This window comes from Herbiconiux sp. UC225_62 (assembly GCF_042694625.1).
In the GTDB taxonomy this organism is placed as follows: Bacteria; Actinomycetota; Actinomycetes; order Actinomycetales; family Microbacteriaceae; genus Herbiconiux.
On sequence record NZ_CP170551.1, the window covers coordinates 389,387 to 407,377 of the forward strand.

Annotated in this window: 17 protein-coding genes; 4 read left to right on the plus strand and 13 right to left on the minus strand. The window is 69.2% G+C overall.

Annotation, left to right across the window (positions count from 1 at the left end; all coding sequences use genetic code 11):
• Positions 1-40: 40 nt before the first annotated feature.
• The 3 genes from ACFJGU_RS01950 (at position 41) to ACFJGU_RS01960 (ending at position 3,229) form a co-directional block, all read left to right on the plus strand.
• Positions 41-892 (plus strand): alpha/beta hydrolase, encoded by an 852-nt coding sequence (locus ACFJGU_RS01950; protein ID WP_382307164.1) that lies wholly within the window; start codon positions 41-43, stop codon positions 890-892.
• 178 nt (positions 893-1,070) lie between these two features.
• Positions 1,071-2,789, plus strand: coding sequence for an MFS transporter (locus ACFJGU_RS01955; RefSeq protein ID WP_382307166.1), 1,719 nt, complete (start codon positions 1,071-1,073; stop codon positions 2,787-2,789).
• Positions 2,786-3,229 carry a MarR family winged helix-turn-helix transcriptional regulator gene (locus tag ACFJGU_RS01960; RefSeq protein WP_382307168.1) on the plus strand — a complete coding sequence of 148 codons (444 nt, stop codon included), beginning with the start codon at positions 2,786-2,788 and terminating at the stop codon, positions 3,227-3,229. The genes ACFJGU_RS01955 and ACFJGU_RS01960 overlap by 4 nt, the downstream gene beginning before the upstream one ends.
• 78 nt (positions 3,230-3,307) lie before the next feature.
• Here the strand turns inward: ACFJGU_RS01960 and ACFJGU_RS01965 are convergent, their stop codons facing one another.
• The 6 genes from ACFJGU_RS01965 to serA all read right to left on the minus strand — a co-directional run bounded on the left by ACFJGU_RS01965 (position 3,308) and on the right by serA (position 9,706).
• Positions 3,308-4,084 carry a fumarylacetoacetate hydrolase family protein gene (locus ACFJGU_RS01965; protein ID WP_382307170.1) on the minus strand — a complete coding sequence of 259 codons (777 nt, stop codon included), beginning with the start codon at positions 4,082-4,084 and terminating at the stop codon, positions 3,308-3,310.
• A gap of 10 nt (positions 4,085-4,094) precedes the next feature.
• Positions 4,095-5,207, minus strand: coding sequence for a branched-chain amino acid aminotransferase (locus tag ACFJGU_RS01970; RefSeq protein WP_382307172.1), 1,113 nt, complete (start codon positions 5,205-5,207; stop codon positions 4,095-4,097).
• Between the two features lie 25 nt (positions 5,208-5,232).
• A complete protein-coding gene (locus tag ACFJGU_RS01975) occupies positions 5,233-6,306 on the minus strand; it encodes a 3-isopropylmalate dehydrogenase (protein ID WP_382307173.1) in 1,074 nt (357 codons plus the stop codon).
• 46 nt (positions 6,307-6,352) lie between these two features.
• On the minus strand, positions 6,353-7,654 hold the full coding sequence (locus ACFJGU_RS01980) for an RNA polymerase sigma factor (RefSeq protein WP_382307174.1): 1,302 nt from the start codon (positions 7,652-7,654) through the stop codon (positions 6,353-6,355).
• The gene (locus tag ACFJGU_RS01985) at positions 7,651-8,016 is read right to left on the minus strand and encodes a YciI family protein (RefSeq protein ID WP_382307176.1); all 366 of its coding nucleotides are present in this window, start codon (positions 8,014-8,016) and stop codon (positions 7,651-7,653) included. Before ACFJGU_RS01985 ends, ACFJGU_RS01980 begins: the two co-directional genes overlap by 4 nt.
• Before the next feature lie 97 nt (positions 8,017-8,113).
• Positions 8,114-9,706, minus strand: a complete 1,593-nt coding sequence (gene serA / locus ACFJGU_RS01990; RefSeq protein WP_382307178.1) for a phosphoglycerate dehydrogenase — start codon at positions 9,704-9,706, stop codon at positions 8,114-8,116.
• Between the two features lie 63 nt (positions 9,707-9,769).
• Here serA and ACFJGU_RS01995 point away from each other — a divergent pair, with 63 nt between their 5' ends.
• Positions 9,770-10,168: a DoxX family membrane protein gene (locus tag ACFJGU_RS01995; protein ID WP_382307179.1), complete on the plus strand. Its 399-nt coding sequence runs from the start codon at positions 9,770-9,772 to the stop codon at positions 10,166-10,168.
• A 40-nt stretch (positions 10,169-10,208) separates the two neighbouring features.
• Here the strand turns inward: ACFJGU_RS01995 and ACFJGU_RS02000 are convergent, their stop codons facing one another.
• The 7 genes from ACFJGU_RS02000 to ACFJGU_RS02030 form a co-directional block, all read right to left on the minus strand.
• Positions 10,209-10,568 (minus strand): hypothetical protein, encoded by a 360-nt coding sequence (locus ACFJGU_RS02000; protein WP_382307181.1) that lies wholly within the window; start codon positions 10,566-10,568, stop codon positions 10,209-10,211.
• A 1-nt stretch (position 10,569) separates the two neighbouring features.
• Positions 10,570-11,181: a hypothetical protein gene (locus ACFJGU_RS02005; RefSeq protein ID WP_382307183.1), complete on the minus strand. Its 612-nt coding sequence runs from the start codon at positions 11,179-11,181 to the stop codon at positions 10,570-10,572.
• Between the two features lie 150 nt (positions 11,182-11,331).
• On the minus strand, positions 11,332-13,476 hold the full coding sequence (locus tag ACFJGU_RS02010) for a glycogen debranching N-terminal domain-containing protein (RefSeq protein ID WP_382307185.1): 2,145 nt from the start codon (positions 13,474-13,476) through the stop codon (positions 11,332-11,334).
• 105 nt (positions 13,477-13,581) lie between these two features.
• Positions 13,582-14,421 (minus strand): Type 1 glutamine amidotransferase-like domain-containing protein, encoded by an 840-nt coding sequence (locus tag ACFJGU_RS02015; RefSeq protein WP_382307187.1) that lies wholly within the window; start codon positions 14,419-14,421, stop codon positions 13,582-13,584.
• Complete coding sequence (locus ACFJGU_RS02020; RefSeq protein ID WP_382307188.1) at positions 14,418-15,332, minus strand: carbohydrate ABC transporter permease; 915 nt, start codon at positions 15,330-15,332, stop codon at positions 14,418-14,420. The genes ACFJGU_RS02015 and ACFJGU_RS02020 overlap by 4 nt, the downstream gene beginning before the upstream one ends.
• Positions 15,329-16,477 carry a carbohydrate ABC transporter permease gene (locus tag ACFJGU_RS02025; RefSeq protein WP_382307190.1) on the minus strand — a complete coding sequence of 383 codons (1,149 nt, stop codon included), beginning with the start codon at positions 16,475-16,477 and terminating at the stop codon, positions 15,329-15,331. The genes ACFJGU_RS02020 and ACFJGU_RS02025 overlap by 4 nt, the downstream gene beginning before the upstream one ends.
• A gap of 105 nt (positions 16,478-16,582) precedes the next feature.
• The gene (locus ACFJGU_RS02030) at positions 16,583-17,836 is read right to left on the minus strand and encodes an extracellular solute-binding protein (RefSeq protein ID WP_382307192.1); all 1,254 of its coding nucleotides are present in this window, start codon (positions 17,834-17,836) and stop codon (positions 16,583-16,585) included.
• Positions 17,837-17,991 lie beyond the last annotated feature (155 nt).

Genomic DNA, 17,991 nt, shown 5'->3' on the forward strand with positions numbered 1-17,991 from the left:
GCCAGTAGCGTGCGAACACCGCCGACCGGAAGGATCCACCGTGAGCACACTCACTGCTGCAGAAACCGAGGAGATCGAGCGCGCCAACGCCTCCGGCCTCCAGCCCGTCGTCTTCGTCCACGGCCTCTGGCTGCTGTCCAGCAGCTGGGAGAAGTGGCGCACCCTGTTCGAGGAGAACGGCTTCTCCACCATCGCCCCGGGCTGGCCCGACGACCCGCAGAGCGTGGAAGAGGCGAGGAAAGACCCGGATGTCTTCGCCCACAAGATGGTGAAGCAGGTCACCGAGCACTACCTCGAGGCCATCGACGCGCTCACCCTCACCCCGGCGGTGGTCGGCCACTCCTTCGGCGGCCTGATCGCGCAGAAGATCGCCGGCGAGGGCGCGAGCGAGGCGACCGTGGCCATCGATCCGGCACCGTTCCAGGGAGTGCTCCCCCTGCCGGTGTCATCGCTCAAGTCCTCGGCGCCCGTCCTCGGCAACCCGCTCAACTTCGGCAAGGCGGTCTCCCTCACTCTCGAGCAGTTCACCTACGGCTGGGCCAACAACCTCGACGCCGAGGAGGCGAAAGAGCTCTGGGAGACCTACCACGTCGCCGCATCCGGCGTCCCGCTGTTCCAGGCGGCCACCGCGAACTTCAATCCCTTCACCGAGACGAAGGTCGACACGAAGAACCCGCAGCGCGGCCCGCTGCTGATCGTGTCGGGCGCGGGTGACAACACGGTGCCTCCCGCGATGACCGAGGCGGCCTACCGGCTCCAGAGCAAGAACCCGGGAACGACCGAGTACATCGAGATCCCGGGTCGCGGCCATTCCCTCACCATCGACCACGGGTGGCGGGATGTCGCCGACGAGGTGCTCGCGTTCCTCACGAAGCAGACGGCGAACGACTAAGGGCTGCACCGCAGAACCACCGCGAACGGGCGGAGGCCCGGGGCCACCGGCGACGCCTTCGGCGCCGGAGCTTCTCGGACCTCCGCTCGTTGTCTTACGCGCCCACGCACCACGGCAGGCGTATAGTTAGTTTACGTAAATCAATTACTTGATGCACGTGAATCGCGGAGTTCTCCGAATGACATTCCTCAGCAAAGACCACCCCCGCTACAAGTGGGTCGCTCTCAGCAACACCACCCTCGGTATGCTGATGGCCACGATCAACTCCTCGATCGTGATCATCTCGCTGCCCGCGATCTTCACGGGCATCGATCTCGATCCGCTGCAGTCGGGGAACATCAGCTATCTGCTGTGGATGCTGATGGGGTACATGCTGGTCACCGCCGTCCTGGTCGTGAGCTTCGGCCGGCTGGGTGACATCTACGGCCGCGTGAAGATCTACAACCTCGGTTTCGTGGTCTTCACCGTCGGATCGATCGCTCTCGCCTTCGATCCGTTCGCCGGCGGCCCCGGCGCGATGTGGCTCATCGTCTGGCGCCTGGTGCAGGGCGTCGGCGGTGCGATGCTCTTCGCGAACTCCACCGCCATCCTCACCGACGCCTTCCCGGCCAACCGGCGCGGCATGGCCCTCGGCATCAACCAGGTCGCCGCCATCGCGGGCAGTTTCATCGGCCTCATCGTGGGCGGGCTGCTGGCCGTCGTCGACTGGCGCGCGGTGTTCTTCGTCAGCGTGCCGATCGGCGTCATCGGCACCATCTGGTCGTACAAGTCGCTGCACGAGGTGGGCACCAAGAACCCCGGCAAGCTCGACTGGCCAGGCAATCTCGCCTTCGCCGTCGGTCTCACCGCCGTACTCGCCGGCATCACCTACGGCATCCAGCCCTACGGCGACAGCTCCACCGGCTGGACGAACCCCTGGGTGCTCACCGCGATCATCGGCGGCCTGGTGGTGCTCGCCGGGTTCGTCGTGATCGAGCTGAAGAGTGCGGCACCCATGTTCGAGATGCGGCTGTTCCGCATCCGCTCCTTCGCGATGGCGAACCTCGCGGGCTTGCTCGCCTCGATCTCGCGCGGCGGACTGCAGTTCATGCTCATCATCTGGCTGCAGGGCATCTGGTTGCCGCTGCACGGCTACGCCTACGAGGACACCCCGCTCTGGGCCGGAATCTACCTGCTCCCGATCACCGTCGGCTTCCTCGTCGCGGGGCCGCTCTCCGGCATCCTCTCCGACCGCTTCGGGGCGCGGTTCTTCTCCACGGCCGGCCTCCTGGTCACCGCGGCGAGCTTCGTGGCGCTGCTCGTCATCCCGGTGAACTTCGAGTACTGGCAGTTCGCCGTCATCACCCTCGTCTCGGGTCTCGGCTCCGGCATGTTCAGCGCGCCGAACCGCACCGCCATCATGAACAGCGTGCCGGCGAACCAGCGCGGCTCGGCGTCGGGCATGGCCGGAACGGTGCAGAACGCGGGCACCTCGCTCTCCATCGGCATCTTCTTCTCGCTGATGATCGTGGGCCTCGCCGCCACGCTGCCGCAGACACTCACCCAGGGACTCACCGCCCACGGTGTCCCGGATGCCGCGGCTCAGCAGATCGGCGCCCTCCCGCCGGTCGGCAGCCTCTTCGCCGCCTTCCTCGGATACAACCCGATCCAGAGCCTGCTCGGACCGAGCGGTGTGCTTGGCCAGTCCGGTGTCGACGCCGCGACGCTCACCGGCAAGGAGTTCTTCCCTCAGCTGATCTCCGGCCCCTTCCACTCGGGGCTCGTCGTCGTGTTCACCGCGGCCGCCGTGATGTCGGTCATCGCGGCAATCGCCTCGTTCAGTCGGGGCAAGAAGTACGTGCATGTGGAAGACTCGTCGCAACCCGCCCAATTGGTGACCGAAAGTCAAACTCGATGACGAATGAATCCGGCCTGGACCGTGCCGAAATCGCCGCCCGCCTCGCGCTCTCGGTCGGGCGCCTGAACCGGCGCATCCGGGCGACCAGCGACACCCTCACCCCGGGTCAGATCTCCGCCCTCTCGACCATCGTGCGGTGCGGCCCGATCCGCCCCGGCGACCTGGCCCGGGTGGAGCGCGTCGCCGCTCCCACGATCACGCGTCTGCTCGCCGACCTCGAGACCAAGCACCTGGTGACCCGCACGGCCGACCCCGATGACGGGCGGTCGTTCTTCGTGGGGTCGACGGATGCCGGCGCCGAGGCCATCCTGCGGGCGCGCACCGAGCGGGCGCAGCACGTGCTCGAGCTCTTCGAAGAACTCACCGACGAGCAGATCGCCCAGCTGGCGGGCGCCCTCGACGCCCTCGACACCGCCGCGGGACTCGCGCAGAACCCCTGACACCGCGTCGATCCGTCGCGTGTTGTCGCTCTGGCACGTCCAAAGCGACACCAACTGACGGATCGGCGAACGCGTGGCTCAGAACACGGGGTTGCTGAGCACTCCGAGGCCCGAGATCTCGATCTCCACGGTGTCGCCCGCCTCCATGGGTCCGACGCCCGCCGGAGTGCCGGTGAGGATGACGTCGCCCGGCAGCAGGGTGAACGCGGCCGACGCATAGGCCACGATGGCCGGCACCGAGTGGATCATGTCGCTGAGCGGAGCGCTCTGCTTGAGCACACCGTTCAGTCGCGTCTCGACCGCGGCGGAGGCCAGGTCGAACTCGGTCTCGATCACGGGGCCGAGCGGGCAGAAGGTGTCGAAGCCCTTGGCTCTCGCCCACTGGCCGTCGGAGGCCTGCAGGTCGCGCGCGGTCACGTCGTTGGCGATCGTGTAGCCGAAGATCACGCTCGCCGCGTCGGAGGCGGGCACGTTCTTCGCCACGCTGCCGATCACGATGGCGAGCTCGCCCTCGTAGTCCACCCGGTTCGACTGGGGCGGACGGACGATCCGGTCGCCCGGGCCGATCACCGAGGTGTTGGGCTTCAGGAACAGCAGCGGCTCCTTCGGGGCCTCGCCCGTGTTCATCTCGGCGACGTGGTCCTGGTAGTTCTTGCCCACCGCCACCACCTTCGAGCGCGGGATGACCGGGGCCAGCAGCGTCGCATCCGCGAGCGGCACGCGCTCTCCCGTGGTGTCGAAACCGGCGAACATCGGGTCGCCGTTCAACACGACGAGCTCGGTGCCTCCGCCCTCCGCGTCGTCGAGGATCCCGAAGTTGATGGCGCCGCCATGACTGAACCGTGCGATCTTCATGCGCGGAGCCTCAGGCGTCCAGCCTCGTGAGCCAGCCGTGACGGTCGGGGAGGCGGCCGTACTGGATGTCGGTGAGCTCCTGCCGGAGGGACATGGTGAGCTCGCCCGCCGGCGCGTTCTCGTCGCCGATGGTGAAGTCGGGCGACTTGAGGGCCGAGATGGGCGTGATGACTGCGGCGGTGCCGCAGGCGAAGACCTCGGTGATGTCGCCGGAGGCCACACCGTCGCGCCACTCCTCGATCGTGACGTCACGCTCCTCCACGGTCAGTCCGCGATCCTGCGCCAGCTGGATGATGCTGTCGCGCGTGATGCCCTCCAGGATGGTGCCGGACAGGCGCGGGGTGACGATCGTGCCGCCCTGGTGCACGAAGAACACGTTCATGCCGCCGAGCTCGTCGACGTGCTCGCCGGTCTCGCCGTCGAGGAAGAGCACCTGCGCGCAGCCGTGCTCGTAGGCCTCCTGCTGGGGGAGCAGCGAGGCCGCGTAGTTGCCGCCGCACTTCGCCGCGCCGGTGCCGCCGCGGCCGGCCCGGGAGTACTCGGTGGAGAGCCAGATCGAGACCGGGGCCACACCGCCGGTGAAGTAGGCGCCGGCGGGGCTCGCGATCACGTAGTAGCCCACCTTCTGCGAGGGCCGCACGCCGAGGAACGACTCGTTCGCGATCATGAAGGGCCGGATGTAGAGGCTCGTCTCGGGCGCAGACGGCACCCACGATCCGTCGACCGCGATGAGCTGCTTGAGCGACTCCACGAAGTCCTCGACCGCCAGTTCGGGCAGGGCGAGGCGGCGGGCGGAGCGCTGCAGCCGCTCGGCGTTCTTCTCGGGGCGGAAGGTCCAGATCGAGCCGTCGGCATGGCGGTACGCCTTGAGGCCCTCGAAGATCTCCTGTGCGTAGTGCAGCACGGCGGCGGAGGGGTCGAGCAGCAGCGGGCCGTACGGAATGACGCTGGCGTTGTGCCATCCCTCGGTCACGGTCCAGTCGATCTGCACCATGTGGTCGGTGAAGTGCTTGCCGAAGCCAGGGTCGGCCAGGATGACCTCGCGTTCCGCCTCCGCACGCGCATCCTGCGAGGGCGTGAGCTCGAACTGGAGAGGGAAGGTGGAGGTCGGTGCGAGAGTCATGGTCCGTCTTTCGTCGGTTCTGTCGTCAGTGGGAGGTCTCGAGGGCCGGCGTGGTGATCGCCGAGACGATCGCGTCGCCGATCTGCGTCGTCGTGCGCGGCGATCCGTCGCGCGCCGCGATGTCGGCGACGACGGCCGCACGCACGCGAGCCGCCTGCTCGGCGAGGCCGAGGTGGTCGAGCAGCAGAGCGACCGAGAGGATCGCGGCCGTGGGATCGGCCTTCTGCTGCCCGGCGATGTCGGGAGCGGAGCCGTGCACCGGTTCGAACATCGAGGGATACGTGCCGTCGGGGTTGATGTTGCCCGAGGCCGCCAATCCGATCCCGCCGCTGATTGCGCCGGCCAGGTCGGTGAGGATGTCGCCGAAGAGGTTGTCCGTGACGATGACGTCGAATCTAGCAGGATCCGTGACGAAGAAGATCGTCGCGGCGTCGACATGCAGGTAGTCCACGGCGATTTCGGGGTATTCGGATGCCACGCGGTTCACGGTGGACTGCCACAGGCTGCCGGAGAACACCAGGACGTTCGTCTTGTGCACGAGCGTGAGCTTCTTGCGGCGGCTCGCCGCCTTCTCGAAGGCGTACCGCACCACGCGCTCCACGCCGTAGGCGGTGTTGACCGACACCTCGTTGGCGATCTCGTGCGGCGTGCCGACGCGGATGGCGCCGCCGTTGCCCACGTAAGGACCCTCGGTGCCCTCGCGCACGACGACGAAATCGACGTCGCCGTGCGAGGCGAGCGGACTCGGGACGCCCGGGTAGATCGTGGTGGGGCGGAGGTTCACGTAGTGGTCGAGCGCGAAGCGGAGCTTCAACAGCAGGCCGCGCTCGATGTTGGCGTTCTTGAGGCGCGGGTCGCCGGGCACTCCCCCGACCGCGCCGAGGAGGATCGCGTCGTGGCCACTGATCGCCGCCAGGTCGTCGTCGGTGAGCACGTCACCCGTCTCGAGGAAGCGGGCCGCACCGAGCGAGAAGTGCGTCTTCTCGAACGCGACGTCGCTGCCCGCGGTGACGGCGTCGAGCACCTTCACGGCCTCGGTGACGACCTCGGGGCCGATCCCGTCGCCGGGAATGAGTGCGAGCTGGAGAGTGCGTGCCATGGATCAAGATTACTGTGTCGGTGCAGGGGCGACCGTGCTGACGACATCACCCCGGGGCGTCGGCAGGGCCCGGCAGCTCGTTTTCCCGTCGGCGCCCTTGGAGGAAGGCGCGGATGCGCGCATTCGGCTCGCCGTCGAGCGCACGAGCATAGGCCGCAGCAGCCTCGCTCGCCCGGCCGTCGCGGCGGAGCAGATCGGCACGCACGGCCCACAGCTGGCGCGTGAAGCTCGGGCCGCTCGCCTCTGCCGTCAGCTCGTCGAGCGCTGCGAGCGAATCGTCGAGGCGGGTGGACGGCAGGTAGGATCCGGCGACCAGGCGGTTGAGGCGGGCGGCGGGCGAAGGCCAGGAGGCGACGAGGGCGTCGTAGAGCGAGACGATGGACACCCAGTCCGTGGCCTCCCAGGTGGGCGCCTCCGAGTGCAGCCCCGAGATGCCGGCTTGCAGGGCGAAGCGCCCGCGGCCGGCGAGGGCGATGGTGGCCTGGTCGAGACCCTCCTCGATCATCGCCGCGTTCCAGAGGGAGCGATCGGCGTCTTCGAGCGAGACCACCTCTCCCGCGGCATCCGTCCGCCCCGGCGCCCGCGCCTCGGTGAGCAGCAGCAGGGCGAGCAGACCGCGCGCCTCGAGATGGCGGGGCCGCAGCCGCACCATCGAACGCGCCAGTGACAGCGCACTCGCCGTGGTGACCGAGCGGCTGATCTCGTCCCCGGCCAGCGCCGTGTGACCGGCGGTGTAGAGCAGGTAGACGATGGCGAGCACGTCGTCGGTGCGCGCGACGAGCTCCGTGGCATCCGGCTGTTCCAAGCGGATGCCCGACGACTGGATGCGCTTCTTCGCCCGCGTCAGCCGCGCCGCCATGGTGGCGGCCTTCACGAGCAGCAACTCGGCGATCTCCTCGGTCGGCACACCGCAGACCGCTCGCAGGGCGATCGCCAGGCGCGCCTCCTCGGCGAGATCGGGGTGGCAGGCCAGGAAGAGCAGCTGCAGTCTCTCGTCGTCGATCGAGACGGCGAACGGATCGGCGCCCACCTGTTCGGCGGCCGCGGCCTCGCGGTCGGCAGCGTCGGCGGCCAGACGGCCGTAATTGCGCACGAAGCCGGCCTCGCGGCGCATCCAGTCGACCGCGACGTGCTTCGCGGTGGTGGTGATCCACGACGCCGGGTTGCGTGGCAGGTCGGATGCGGCGGCACCGGTCACGGGGTCGACGGCGGTCAGCGCCGTCAACCGCGCGAACGCCTCCTGCACCGCGTCCTCGGCGAGCTGGAGGTCGCCCGTGAAGCGCAGCACGCTCCCGAGGATGCGCGGCCACTCTTCGCGGAAGGCGACCTCCAGCGCGCTCGTGCTCACATCGCGTTCGTCTGCATCACCGGGAACAGCTCGAGCCAGCCGCCCGTCGGCACGAGCGCGGCGAGTTCGCGGGCCTGCGCCTCGTTTTCGACGCCGATCTTGTAGAAGCCGCTCACGACCTCTTTCGTCTCGGTGAACGGCCCATCGGTGTAGACCGCCGGCTTGCCGTCGCGCGCCGGCGTGATCCGCACGGCCTTGTCGCTGGATTCGAGGGCGTCGCCGCCCAGGATCTGTGCGCCCGCCGCGGCCACGGCCTGCGCAAAGGCGCCGTGTTCCTGCATGGCTGCGGCCCATTGCTCCTCGGTCACCGCCGAGGAGTCCCACTCGGGCTCGCGGATGAGGACGATGTATTCCTTGGTCATGATCTTCTCCTTCGGTCCGTCGGAAGGTGTCAACCGACATCCCTACGACGAACGCTAGCCGCCGGAATCGACAGCCGAGAAGAAAAACTTTCCGGAACTACTCCTCGGTGACGTCGATCTCGCGCATGAGGTCGGCCTCGATCGCGACCTGCAGTTTCTGGAGCAGGCCGTCGGGCACCGGGGAGTCGACGGTGAGCACGCTGAGCGCCTGGCCGCCGGCCTCGTGCCGGGCGATCTGCATGCCGGCGATGTTGACGGATGCCTCGCCGAACTCCTTGCCGTAGACCGCCACGATCCCGGGGCGATCGGTGTAGAGCATCACGATCAGGTGCTTCGCGAACGGGACCTCGACGTCGTAGCCGTTGATCTCGACGATCTTCTCGATCTGCTTCGTGCCCGTGAGGGTGCCGGAGACCGAGATCTGCGAGCCGTCGCTCAGGGCGCCGGAGAGCGTGATGACGTTGCGGTACTCCTCCGACACCGGCTCGGTGATGAGGCGCACGGTGACGCCGCGCTGCTCAGCGAGGAGCGGGGCGTTGACGTAGGAGACGGTCTCGCTCACGACGTTGGTGAACACGCCCTTGAGGGCGGCGAGCTTCAGCACGCTGACGTCGTAGTCGGCGAGTTCGCCCTTCACCACGACGTCGATCGACGTGAGCGGGCTCTCGGCCAGACCGGAGAACACCTGCCCGAGCTTCTCCACCAGCGGGATGCCGGGGCGCACGTAGGGGTCGATGACTCCCCCGGCCACGTTGACCGCATCCGGAACCAGCTCGCCGGAGAGGGCCAGCCGCACCGACTTCGCGACCGAGACGCCCGCCTTCTCCTGGGCCTCGTCGGTCGAGGCGCCGAGGTGCGGGGTGACGATCACGTTCGGGAGCGCCAGCAGCGGCGACTCCTTCGGGGGCTCGGAGACGAACACGTCGAGGCCGGCACCGGCGATCACGTTCGCGCTGAGGGCACGGAAGAGCGCGTCTTCGTCGATCAGGCCGCCGCGGGCGACGTTCACGATGAACGCGGTGGGCTTCATCTTCGCAAGCTGCTCGTCGCTGATCATCCCGGTGGTCTCCGGGGTCTTCGGCATGTGGATGGTGATGAAGTCGCTCTGCTCGAGCAGTTCGTCGAGGGTCACCAGGGTGACGCCGAGTTGCTGGGCGCGGGCACTCGTGACGTAGGGGTCGTAGGCGATCACGTTGACGCCGAAGGCCTGCAGGCGAGCCGTGATCAGGGCGCCGATGCGCCCGAGGCCGATGATGCCCACGGTCTTCTCGTAGAGCTCGACGCCCGTGTAGGCGGAGCGCTTCCACTGCCCCTGCGCGAGCGCGGCGTGCGCGGCCGGGATGTGCCGGGCCAGGCTCAGGATGTGGCCGACCGTGAGCTCCGCGGCCGAGATGATGTTGGAGGTGGGCGCGTTCACCACCATGACGCCGGCGGTGGTGGCCGCCTTGATGTCGACGTTGTCGAGCCCGACGCCCGCTCGGGCGACCACCTGCAGCTTGGGGGCCGCGGCGATGGCCTCGGCGTCGACCTTCGTGGCGGAGCGCACGAGCACCGCGTTCGCCTCGGCGAGCGCCGCCAGCAGAGCGGGGCGATCGGTGCCGTCGACGTTGCGCACGTCGAAGTCGGGCCCGAGGGCGTCGACGGTGGCGGGGGACAGTTCTTCGGCGATCAGCACGACCGGCTTCGACACGGATCGGGTCCTTCGGTTGGTCTGGTGGGAGCCTCTCAACTGTAGTGCAGGCAGAATGGGGCCATGGACTCTGTGACGTCCGACGTCGTCCTGACGGTGCTCCGCATCCTCATCGCCGTCGTGTTCATCGCCATGGGCGTGAACCACTTCGTGCCGCGCTCGGCGCGCACCATGGCGGCGATGATCCCGCCGTGGCTGCGGCCCGACGGTCGCGTGACCCCGCTGACGCTGGTGTACCTGACCGGCGTGTGCGAGATCGCGGGCGGACTCGGGCTGCTCTTCCCGCCGACACGCGTGCTCGCGGGAGTGGCACTCGTGGTCTTCCTGGCGTGCGTGTTCCCGGCCAATGCCTACGCGGCGGGGCACCGGGAGCGCTTCGGGGCGCTCGCGATCCCGCTCGTGCCACGACTGATCGGGCAGGTCGTGTTGGCGACCCTAGTGCTGCTGGTGGCGTTCTTCTGACGCCGATCCGGGGCCGGGCGCGGGCACCCGGTTCGAGCCGTCAGGCGGCGGAGGCGATGACGAGGACGTCGAGCGACACCAGCGCGACGACGGCGAAGCCCACGACGAACACCACGATGCGCCCGAAGGTGGACAGGCGCCGGCCGACGACGAGCGCTGCGGCGTAGATCACGATCGGCACCACCGCGTAGGCGATGACCAGCGCCCAGATGGTGCCGGGCACGGCGACGCCGAAGGTCGAGAAGGTCGAGACCACGGCGATGAGGTTCGCGATGCCTCCCCACAGGTGGTAGGCGTACAGGAACGCGAAGATCACGGCCACGGCCCAGCCGGCGCGGCCGAAGGTGCGGAAGCCGCGCTTCGCGGGCTTGACCGGTGCTGTCACGGTGGCGTCAGTCATCTCACACCCCCATCAGGAAGGGCCAGGGCACGAGCACGAGCACACCGATCACGAGCCAGAGAAAGCGGAACCGAATGTCCTTCGTCTGGGTCAGCAACAGCGTCGCCACGAACCAGAGCGGCGTGGCCGCGATGGCGAGGGTCTGGGTGATGCGGTAGCTCACCACCGAGAAGTCGACCGTGAGCGGGGTCTGGTAGCGCGAGAAGCTCACGATCCAGCCGATCGTGTAGAGCAGGTAGACGCCGCCGAGGATGCCCATGCCGATCAGCGCGGGCGAACTCAGCTGCTTCGACGCGGCCTCGGCCTCGGCGAGCTCCTTGTCGACGGCCCGGTCTTCGGCCTCTTCCGCCTCGTCGAGCACGGTCCGCCGCGCGGGTGCCGCGTGCGCCGAGGGCCCCGCGGGCGAGCCGGCGGGTGCAGAGGGCGACGTGGACGTCGCTGGAGCAGTGGACGGCGCGGGCGACGCGGGTGCGGCGACGGCGGGCGATTCGGATGCCGCCGCCTCGACGTCGTCGTCCAGCTCGTCGTCGGCGACCGGCGACCCCACGGGCGCGAGGGTCGGATCGTCGTCGCCCGCCCAGGCGAAGGCGTCGTCATCCCGGCGGTCACTCATGTCTTCACCCTATCGCGCGCCCTCCTGAGCCCCAGTACAGCGGTGGGACGTCGGAAACCGCACTCCTGCGCCCGACCGAGGCGCTGGGCGACTCGGTCGGCACCAGGTTTGCGATTTCGAACGAGCAGCGCGCGGCAGGGTGCGAGACGGTCAGGCGGGGGTGACGGATGCCTCGGCGGGGGTGGCGCAGGCGGCGAAGCGGGCGGTACCGACGCGGAGGCCCTCGAGGGTGACGTGGCCGAGGGCGGCGGACGCGAGGGGCGCGACCGTCAGGCCGGCGCGATCCGCGGTGGGACGGGCGTCGACGGCCGCGGCCGCGACTGTCACGGCAGCAGCGGCCGACCAGGCCTGAGGGCGGCAGGCCGCCGGGTAGGGAGCCGGCGACACGACCGACGCAGCCGAGTCGCCCGAGTGGAGTTCGGGCATCCGATAGTCGAACGATTCGGCTGCGGCCAGCAACCCCTCGCTGAGCACGGCGGCCTCCGCCCGGAAGCCGTCGTGGGCCAGCCCGCGGACGGCGATCGCCGTGTCGTGCGCCCACACCGACCCGCCGTGGTAGCTCAGCGGCCAGAAGCCCGCCGAGTCGGTGGCCATGGTGCGCAGTCCGAAGCCGGAGTCGAGCTCGGGTGAGACCAGGAGGGCCGCGACGGCCGCCGATTCCTCGGCGTTCAGGATGCCGGTGCCGAGCAGGTGGCCGATGTTGCTGGTGAGGGTGTCGACGGCTCGCTTGGAGGCATCCAGGGCGATGGCCGGGTAGCGACCGGCAGGGCCGTCGACCCAGAACGAGGCTCGGAACCGTTCGGCGAGCGCGGCCGCCCACTCGCGCCACCCGGCCGCGTCTCCGTCACCGTCACCGAAGTGCTCGAGCAGTTCCGCTCCCCCGAGCGCCGCCTCGTAGGCGTACCCCTGCACCTCGCAGAGCGCGATCGGCCCTTCGGCGAGCCGGCCGTCGCGCCACTGCACCGAGTCGCCGGAATCCTTCCAGCCCTGGTTCGCGAGGCCGTGACCGGTGGTGTCGGCGTATTCGAGGAAGCCGTCGCCGTCGCTGTCGCCGTGATCGCGCATCCATTCGAGCGCGCGGCGGAGGTTCGGCAGCAGGGCGCGCACCTCGTCGTCGGGGAGACCCCAGCGCCAGGCGTCGTGCAGCAGCGTGATCCAGAGCGCGGTGGCATCGACGGTGCCGTAGTACAGGGGCGGGAGCGAGACATCCTCTCCCGGGATGGTCAGGGTGCCGGGTCGCAGTTCGTGCATGATCTTGCCCGGCTGCTCCGCCGTCTCCCCCACCGTCTCGGCGCCTTGGAGGCCCGCGAGCACGCGGAGGGTCGAGCCCGCGATCGCCGTGCCGAACGGCAGCAGAAGCCGCGCGGCCCAGAGTGAGTCGCGGCCGAAGAGCGTGAAGAACCAGGGCGCACCGGCGGCGAGGAAGGGCTCGTCGGGGCGGACGGTCGTGGTCATGCGCAGGGCCTCGAGGTCGTCGAGCGCCCGGGCCGTCCAGCGGGCCAGTCGCGTGTCGCCGGAGTCGACGCGTGCATCGTGCCATTCGGCCGCTCCGGATGCGCCGCCCACCACCGCGGCTTCGTCACGCAGGTCGGCGTGCCAGCCGAGCGAGACCGATCCCTTCGCGGGGATCGTGACCGGCCACTCGAGCACCACGAGCGCCATGCCGCCCGTGTTCTCCGGCCGCTCGATCCGCACCGACGCGCCCGGCGCCTCGATCTCCGCCGAGGAGCTGCCGGCCGCGAGCCGCACGCGATCACCGTCGACGACCGCATCGATCGCGGCACCCGCCTCGGTCGCGCCGGCGACGTCCGCGGCCGACGCCGAACCCGCCACGAGAGCACCCGGCGACCCCGCCACGAACGCGAAGTCGAACCCGACCCCCGCCAAACCCGACTTCACCGTCTGGATCGGCGCGAAGTCGGCCACCAGAGTCACCTGCACCGCGGTCGACACGTCGCCCGTGAGGGCCGACGACAGCGTGAGCGTCTCCGCGAACCGTCCGGCGGCGACCTCCCGGCGCACATCGAGCCGCACCCGCGGGTCGGCGCTCCGGTCGTCGATGTTGCGCGCCAGCGCGGTGAACACGACGGTGGTGGCATCCGTGGCGGCGGTCGAGATCGCCTCGGGCGCCCGCCCTCCCACCGTCACGGACAGCCCTCGGAACACGCGCGAATCGGAGTGGTACACCCCGTGGATCGCGTCGGTCATGGCACCGGAGGCTGCGGACCAAGCCTGAGTGGGCGCGGCGAGCACCACGGTCGCGTCGTTGAGGAGGGGCTGAAGGGGATGGGACATGTCACGACTCCTGGTCGGTGTGGCGAGGGGCGAGTTGCGCGGGGCGGTGGGCGGAGCGGGGCGTGGGCGGTGAAGCACGGAACGCACCGGTCGGTTCGGTCGGTGTCAGGCGATCAGTCGCGGCTCCACGACGTCCATGGCGACCTTGTTACTGCCCGCGGAGAGGGAGGATTCTTGGTTGTCGGCGGCGGCGTGGCCCCCGATGATCTCGCGGCCGTCCCCGGCCTCGGCGGCGTCGCGGCGGGCGGCGTCGACGGCGGCACGGATGCGGTACGCCCGCCCGCCTTGTCGCTCGGTCACGAAGTACTCCGGCTCCTGCGGGGCGCCCCCGCGGTACACGACGCCCACCCCTTCCTCAAGAGCGAAGCCGGAGGTGAGCTGCCCCGAGGCGACGGCGGCGGAGTGCACGGGCCGGCGCGCGGCATCCGAGTCCCAGTGCACAGCGAGTGAGAACGGTACGAAACCGAGCCCGTCGGCCAGCGGCGCGATGTCGGGCCCGAACGACGAAGTGGTGCCTCCGGTGTGCCAACAGATCGCCCCGGCCGAGCCGCCCGCGAGCACGACGCCCGCCTGCCACGCCTCGCGCAACGCCTCGTCGATGCCGTGCAACCGCCAGAGCGCGAGCAGATTGGCGAGACTGCCGCCGCTCACCCACACCACGTCCTGCTCCAGCAGGTACGACCGCACCGAGTCCACGTTCGGATGCGGGAACACCCGCAGGTGCGACGCCGAGACGCCCGCCTCCCGCGCGGCCTCGAGTTCGACGCCCTCGATGGGACGGGGGTCGCCGCCCGCCGTGTTGAGGTGCGCGACCCTCGGTGCCCGGCCCCGTACTTCCGCGAGCGCGATCGCGTGCAGCAACAGCGGGCCGTAGACCGCCTCCGTCCAGCGTCCCGGGTTCAGCCCGCCGCAGGTCGCGACGATGGTGGGAACGGATGCCGTCACTCCTTCACCGCCCCCTCGCTCGCGTTCATGATGCGGCGCTGGAAGATGAAGAACATCACCGCGACCGGAATGGTCATGATCGCGGCGGCGGCCAGCTTCAGCGGATACTGCGTGCCCTGACTCAGCTGCCCGGACGCGAGCGAGGCCACGCCCTTGGTCAGCGTGGTGAGGTCGGGCGACTGGGTCGAGATGATGAAGTGCGACAGCTCGTTCCACGACCCCTGGAACGACAGGATGATGATGGTGATGAGCGCCGGGCGCGCCATCGGCAGCACGATCGACCAGAAGATGCGGAAGGTGCCTGCGCCGTCGATGCGTGCCTGCTCCTCGACCGAGGCGGGGATCGACTCGAAGAAGTTCTTCATGATGAAGACCCCGGCCGCGTCGACGAGCAGCGGGATGATCATGCCGGCGTAGCTGTCGTAGATGCCGAGCTGGTTGATCACCAGGAACTTCGGGATGAGCAGCACCACCGCGGGCACGGCCATCACCGCGATGAGCCCGGCGAACACCACGCCACGGCCGCGGAAATGCAGCCGGGCGAGCGCGTAGCCCGCGAGCGAGTCGAGGAAGACGCGTCCCGCCGTCACGAAGATCGTGACGACAGCGGAGTTCGCGAACCAGGTGGGGAAGTCGGAGTTGAGGAAGAGCTTCGTGTAGGCGGCCGTCGTCCAGGTCTGCGGGATGAGGGACAGCGGATCGCTCGCCGCCTCCGCATCCGTTTTGAACGAGGTGGCGACGTTGATGAGGAACGGGAAGATGTAGATGATCGCGATGACGACGAGGATGGCGTAGACCACCGACGAGGCCGCGATGGCGCGCGGCGGGCGCGGCCGCTTCTCCGACTTCGGCGGCGGAGCAGCCTGCTGCGACGGCGACTGCGCCGGCGGATCGATGACGACGGCGCTCATGGCCGGCCCTCCTTGTTCGCGGTGGCGGCGCTCGCGATCGAGTAGGCGCGCATCCGTCGCTTCGAGACCTTGCGGTCACGCAGCACGAATCGCTGCAGGATGGTGAAGAGCACGATGATCACGAACAGGATGAACGCGATCGCCGCTCCCCGACCCCAGTCCTGGCCCTCGAACGCCGAGGTGTACGAGAGGTAGGCGGGTGTGACCGTGGTCTTGCCCGGGCCGCCCTGGGTGCCGGTGTAGATCTGGTCGAAGACCTGCCAGGTGCCGATGAGCCCGAGGGTCAGCACCGTGAACAACGTCGGACGCAGCTGCGGGAGGGTCACCCGCCAGAATCGCTGCCAGCCGTTCGCACCGTCGATCATCGCGGCCTCCTGCACGTCGCCGGAGAGGTTCTGCAGAGCCGCGATGAACAGCAGCATGAAGGTTCCGCTCGTGGTGAAGACCGCCATCAGCACGAAGGCCGACATGGCGACCGACGGGCCGGCGAGCCAGTCCCACCACGAGACGCCGAGGGCGGTGTTCTCGGTCAGCAGGGCCGGACCCTGGGTGATGCCGACGGCCGCGAGCAGGTTGTGCACGATGCCCGACGGATCCTGGAACCAGTTCGGTCCGTTGATGCCGAGCCAGGAGAGCACTTTGTTCACGGCTCCGGTGGCACCGAAGAGGAAGAGCCAGAGCACCGTGATGGCCACCGAACTCGTGACGCTCGGGAAGTAGAAGGCGGTGCGGAAGAAGCCGCGCCCTTTCAGGATCTGCCTGTTCACCAGCACGGCGAGGAACAGGGAGAGCGCCGTCTGCAGCGGCACCACGAGCACGACGTACCAGGCGTTGTTGCGCAGTGAGATGCCGAAGTCGCGCTCGGCGAGTCCGCCGCCTCCGAGCAGGTCGGCGTAGTTCTCGGTGCCGATGAAGTTCACGTTCGCCGAGAAGGGGCTGCCCCGGCCCGACCAGTCGGAGAAACTCACCCACAGCGCCATGACCACCGGCACCACGAGGAAGAGCCCGAGGATGATCAGCATCGGCGCCGTGAACAGCCACCCCGCCACACCCTCGGAGCGGGCGATGCCTCGCGGCACCCCGCGGTTGCGGCCGGGCTTCTTGCCCTGGCCGACCGGCGCCGGAACGGTCGCGGTCGCGCTCATGGAATCTCCTTCACCACATCGTGGAGCAGCGGATGTTCGGGGCGAGGATGCCGGCCGGCCGGGCCATCGAGGGGGCCGGCCGGCATCCGATCGCCGGGTCGTCGCCTACTGGTTGTCGGCGACGACCGCTTCCATGTTCTTCTGCGCGCTGTCGAGGATCGCCTTCGGATCCTGCGAGGCCAACGACTCGAGCTGCGAGTTGAGGTCCTTGATGACGTCGGCCGATCCGTTCAGCGTCGGCACGCCCTGGGCGTAGTCGGCGGCGTCGAGGAACGCGGTCTTGTCGGGGTTCTCGGTCTTCCACTGGTCGGCAGCCGACTGCACGGAGGGCATCACGCCGAAGGCCTTGGCGAAGGCGAGCTGCTGGTCGGTGCTGGTGAGCTGCTCCACCAGGGCGAGCGCGCCCTCCTGGTTGGGGCTGTCGGCGGCGATGCCCCAGCAGTTGGTGAACTGCAGGGTGCCCTGGCCGCCGGGGCCGGCGGGCAGCTGCGCCACCGAGTACTTCACGTCGGGGTAGTCGGCCTCGAGGCCGCCGGCGATCCAGTTGCCCTCGATGGTCATCGCGGCCAGACCCTTACCGAAGGCCTCGCCGCCCCAGCCGGCGCCGAGGTCGGAGGAGTACTTCGCCACGCCGCTGGTGAGCAACGACTTCACGTAGTCGAGGCCCTGCACGTTGGCGTCGCTGTTGACGGTCGCCTCGGTCTGGTCGTCGTTGAGCAGCGATCCGCCGGCCTGGGCCATGAAGGCGCCCACGCGGGCGAACTCGGGCGAGAAGGTGAGGCCCACGTGCTCGGGGGTGGTGAGCTTCGTGGCGACGGCGGTCAGCTGGTCCCAGGTGGTGGGGATGTCGGCATCCGTCAGTCCGGCCGCGGCCCACATGTCGGTGTTGATCACGAGGCCCAGGGTGGAGAAGTCCTTGGGAGCGCAGTAGAACTGGCCGTCGTAGGTGAAGGAGTCGACGAGGGTCGGGTAGAAGTCGTCCTTGTTGCTGAGCTGGTCACCATACGGATACAGCGAGCCGTTCGAGGCGAAGCCGGCGAGCGCATCCGTCGACACGTAGAACACGTCGGCGGGCTTGCCGCTCGCGAAGCCCTGGCTGAGTTGCTGGTTGAGGTCGGATGCCGCGGTGACCGTGGCCTCGGTGCCCGAGCCATCGGACCACTTCTTCACCGCGTCCGTGACCGCTGTCGTCTCGGCGTCGCCGCTCGAACCGATGAGCACGGTGAGCGGGGCGGACGAGTCCTGGGCCGAGCCCGTGGAGTCGTCGAAGCCGGAGCCGGAACCGCACGCGCTGAGGGTGAGGGCCGCCGCGCCGGCGATGCCGGCCGCGAGGAGCCAACGGGAGCTGCGTCGTTGCATGGTGTTCTCCTTGTGCTGTTGCTGGACCTCCGGGCCCGACGATGGGTCATCCGGATGGAGTTTGAACGTTCTAACGCCACGTCGATGGAAATTTGATCGTTCAAAGAGTGATTGCTCCACCATAACCCTGTCCTCCCGATGCGGCAACCCGACGT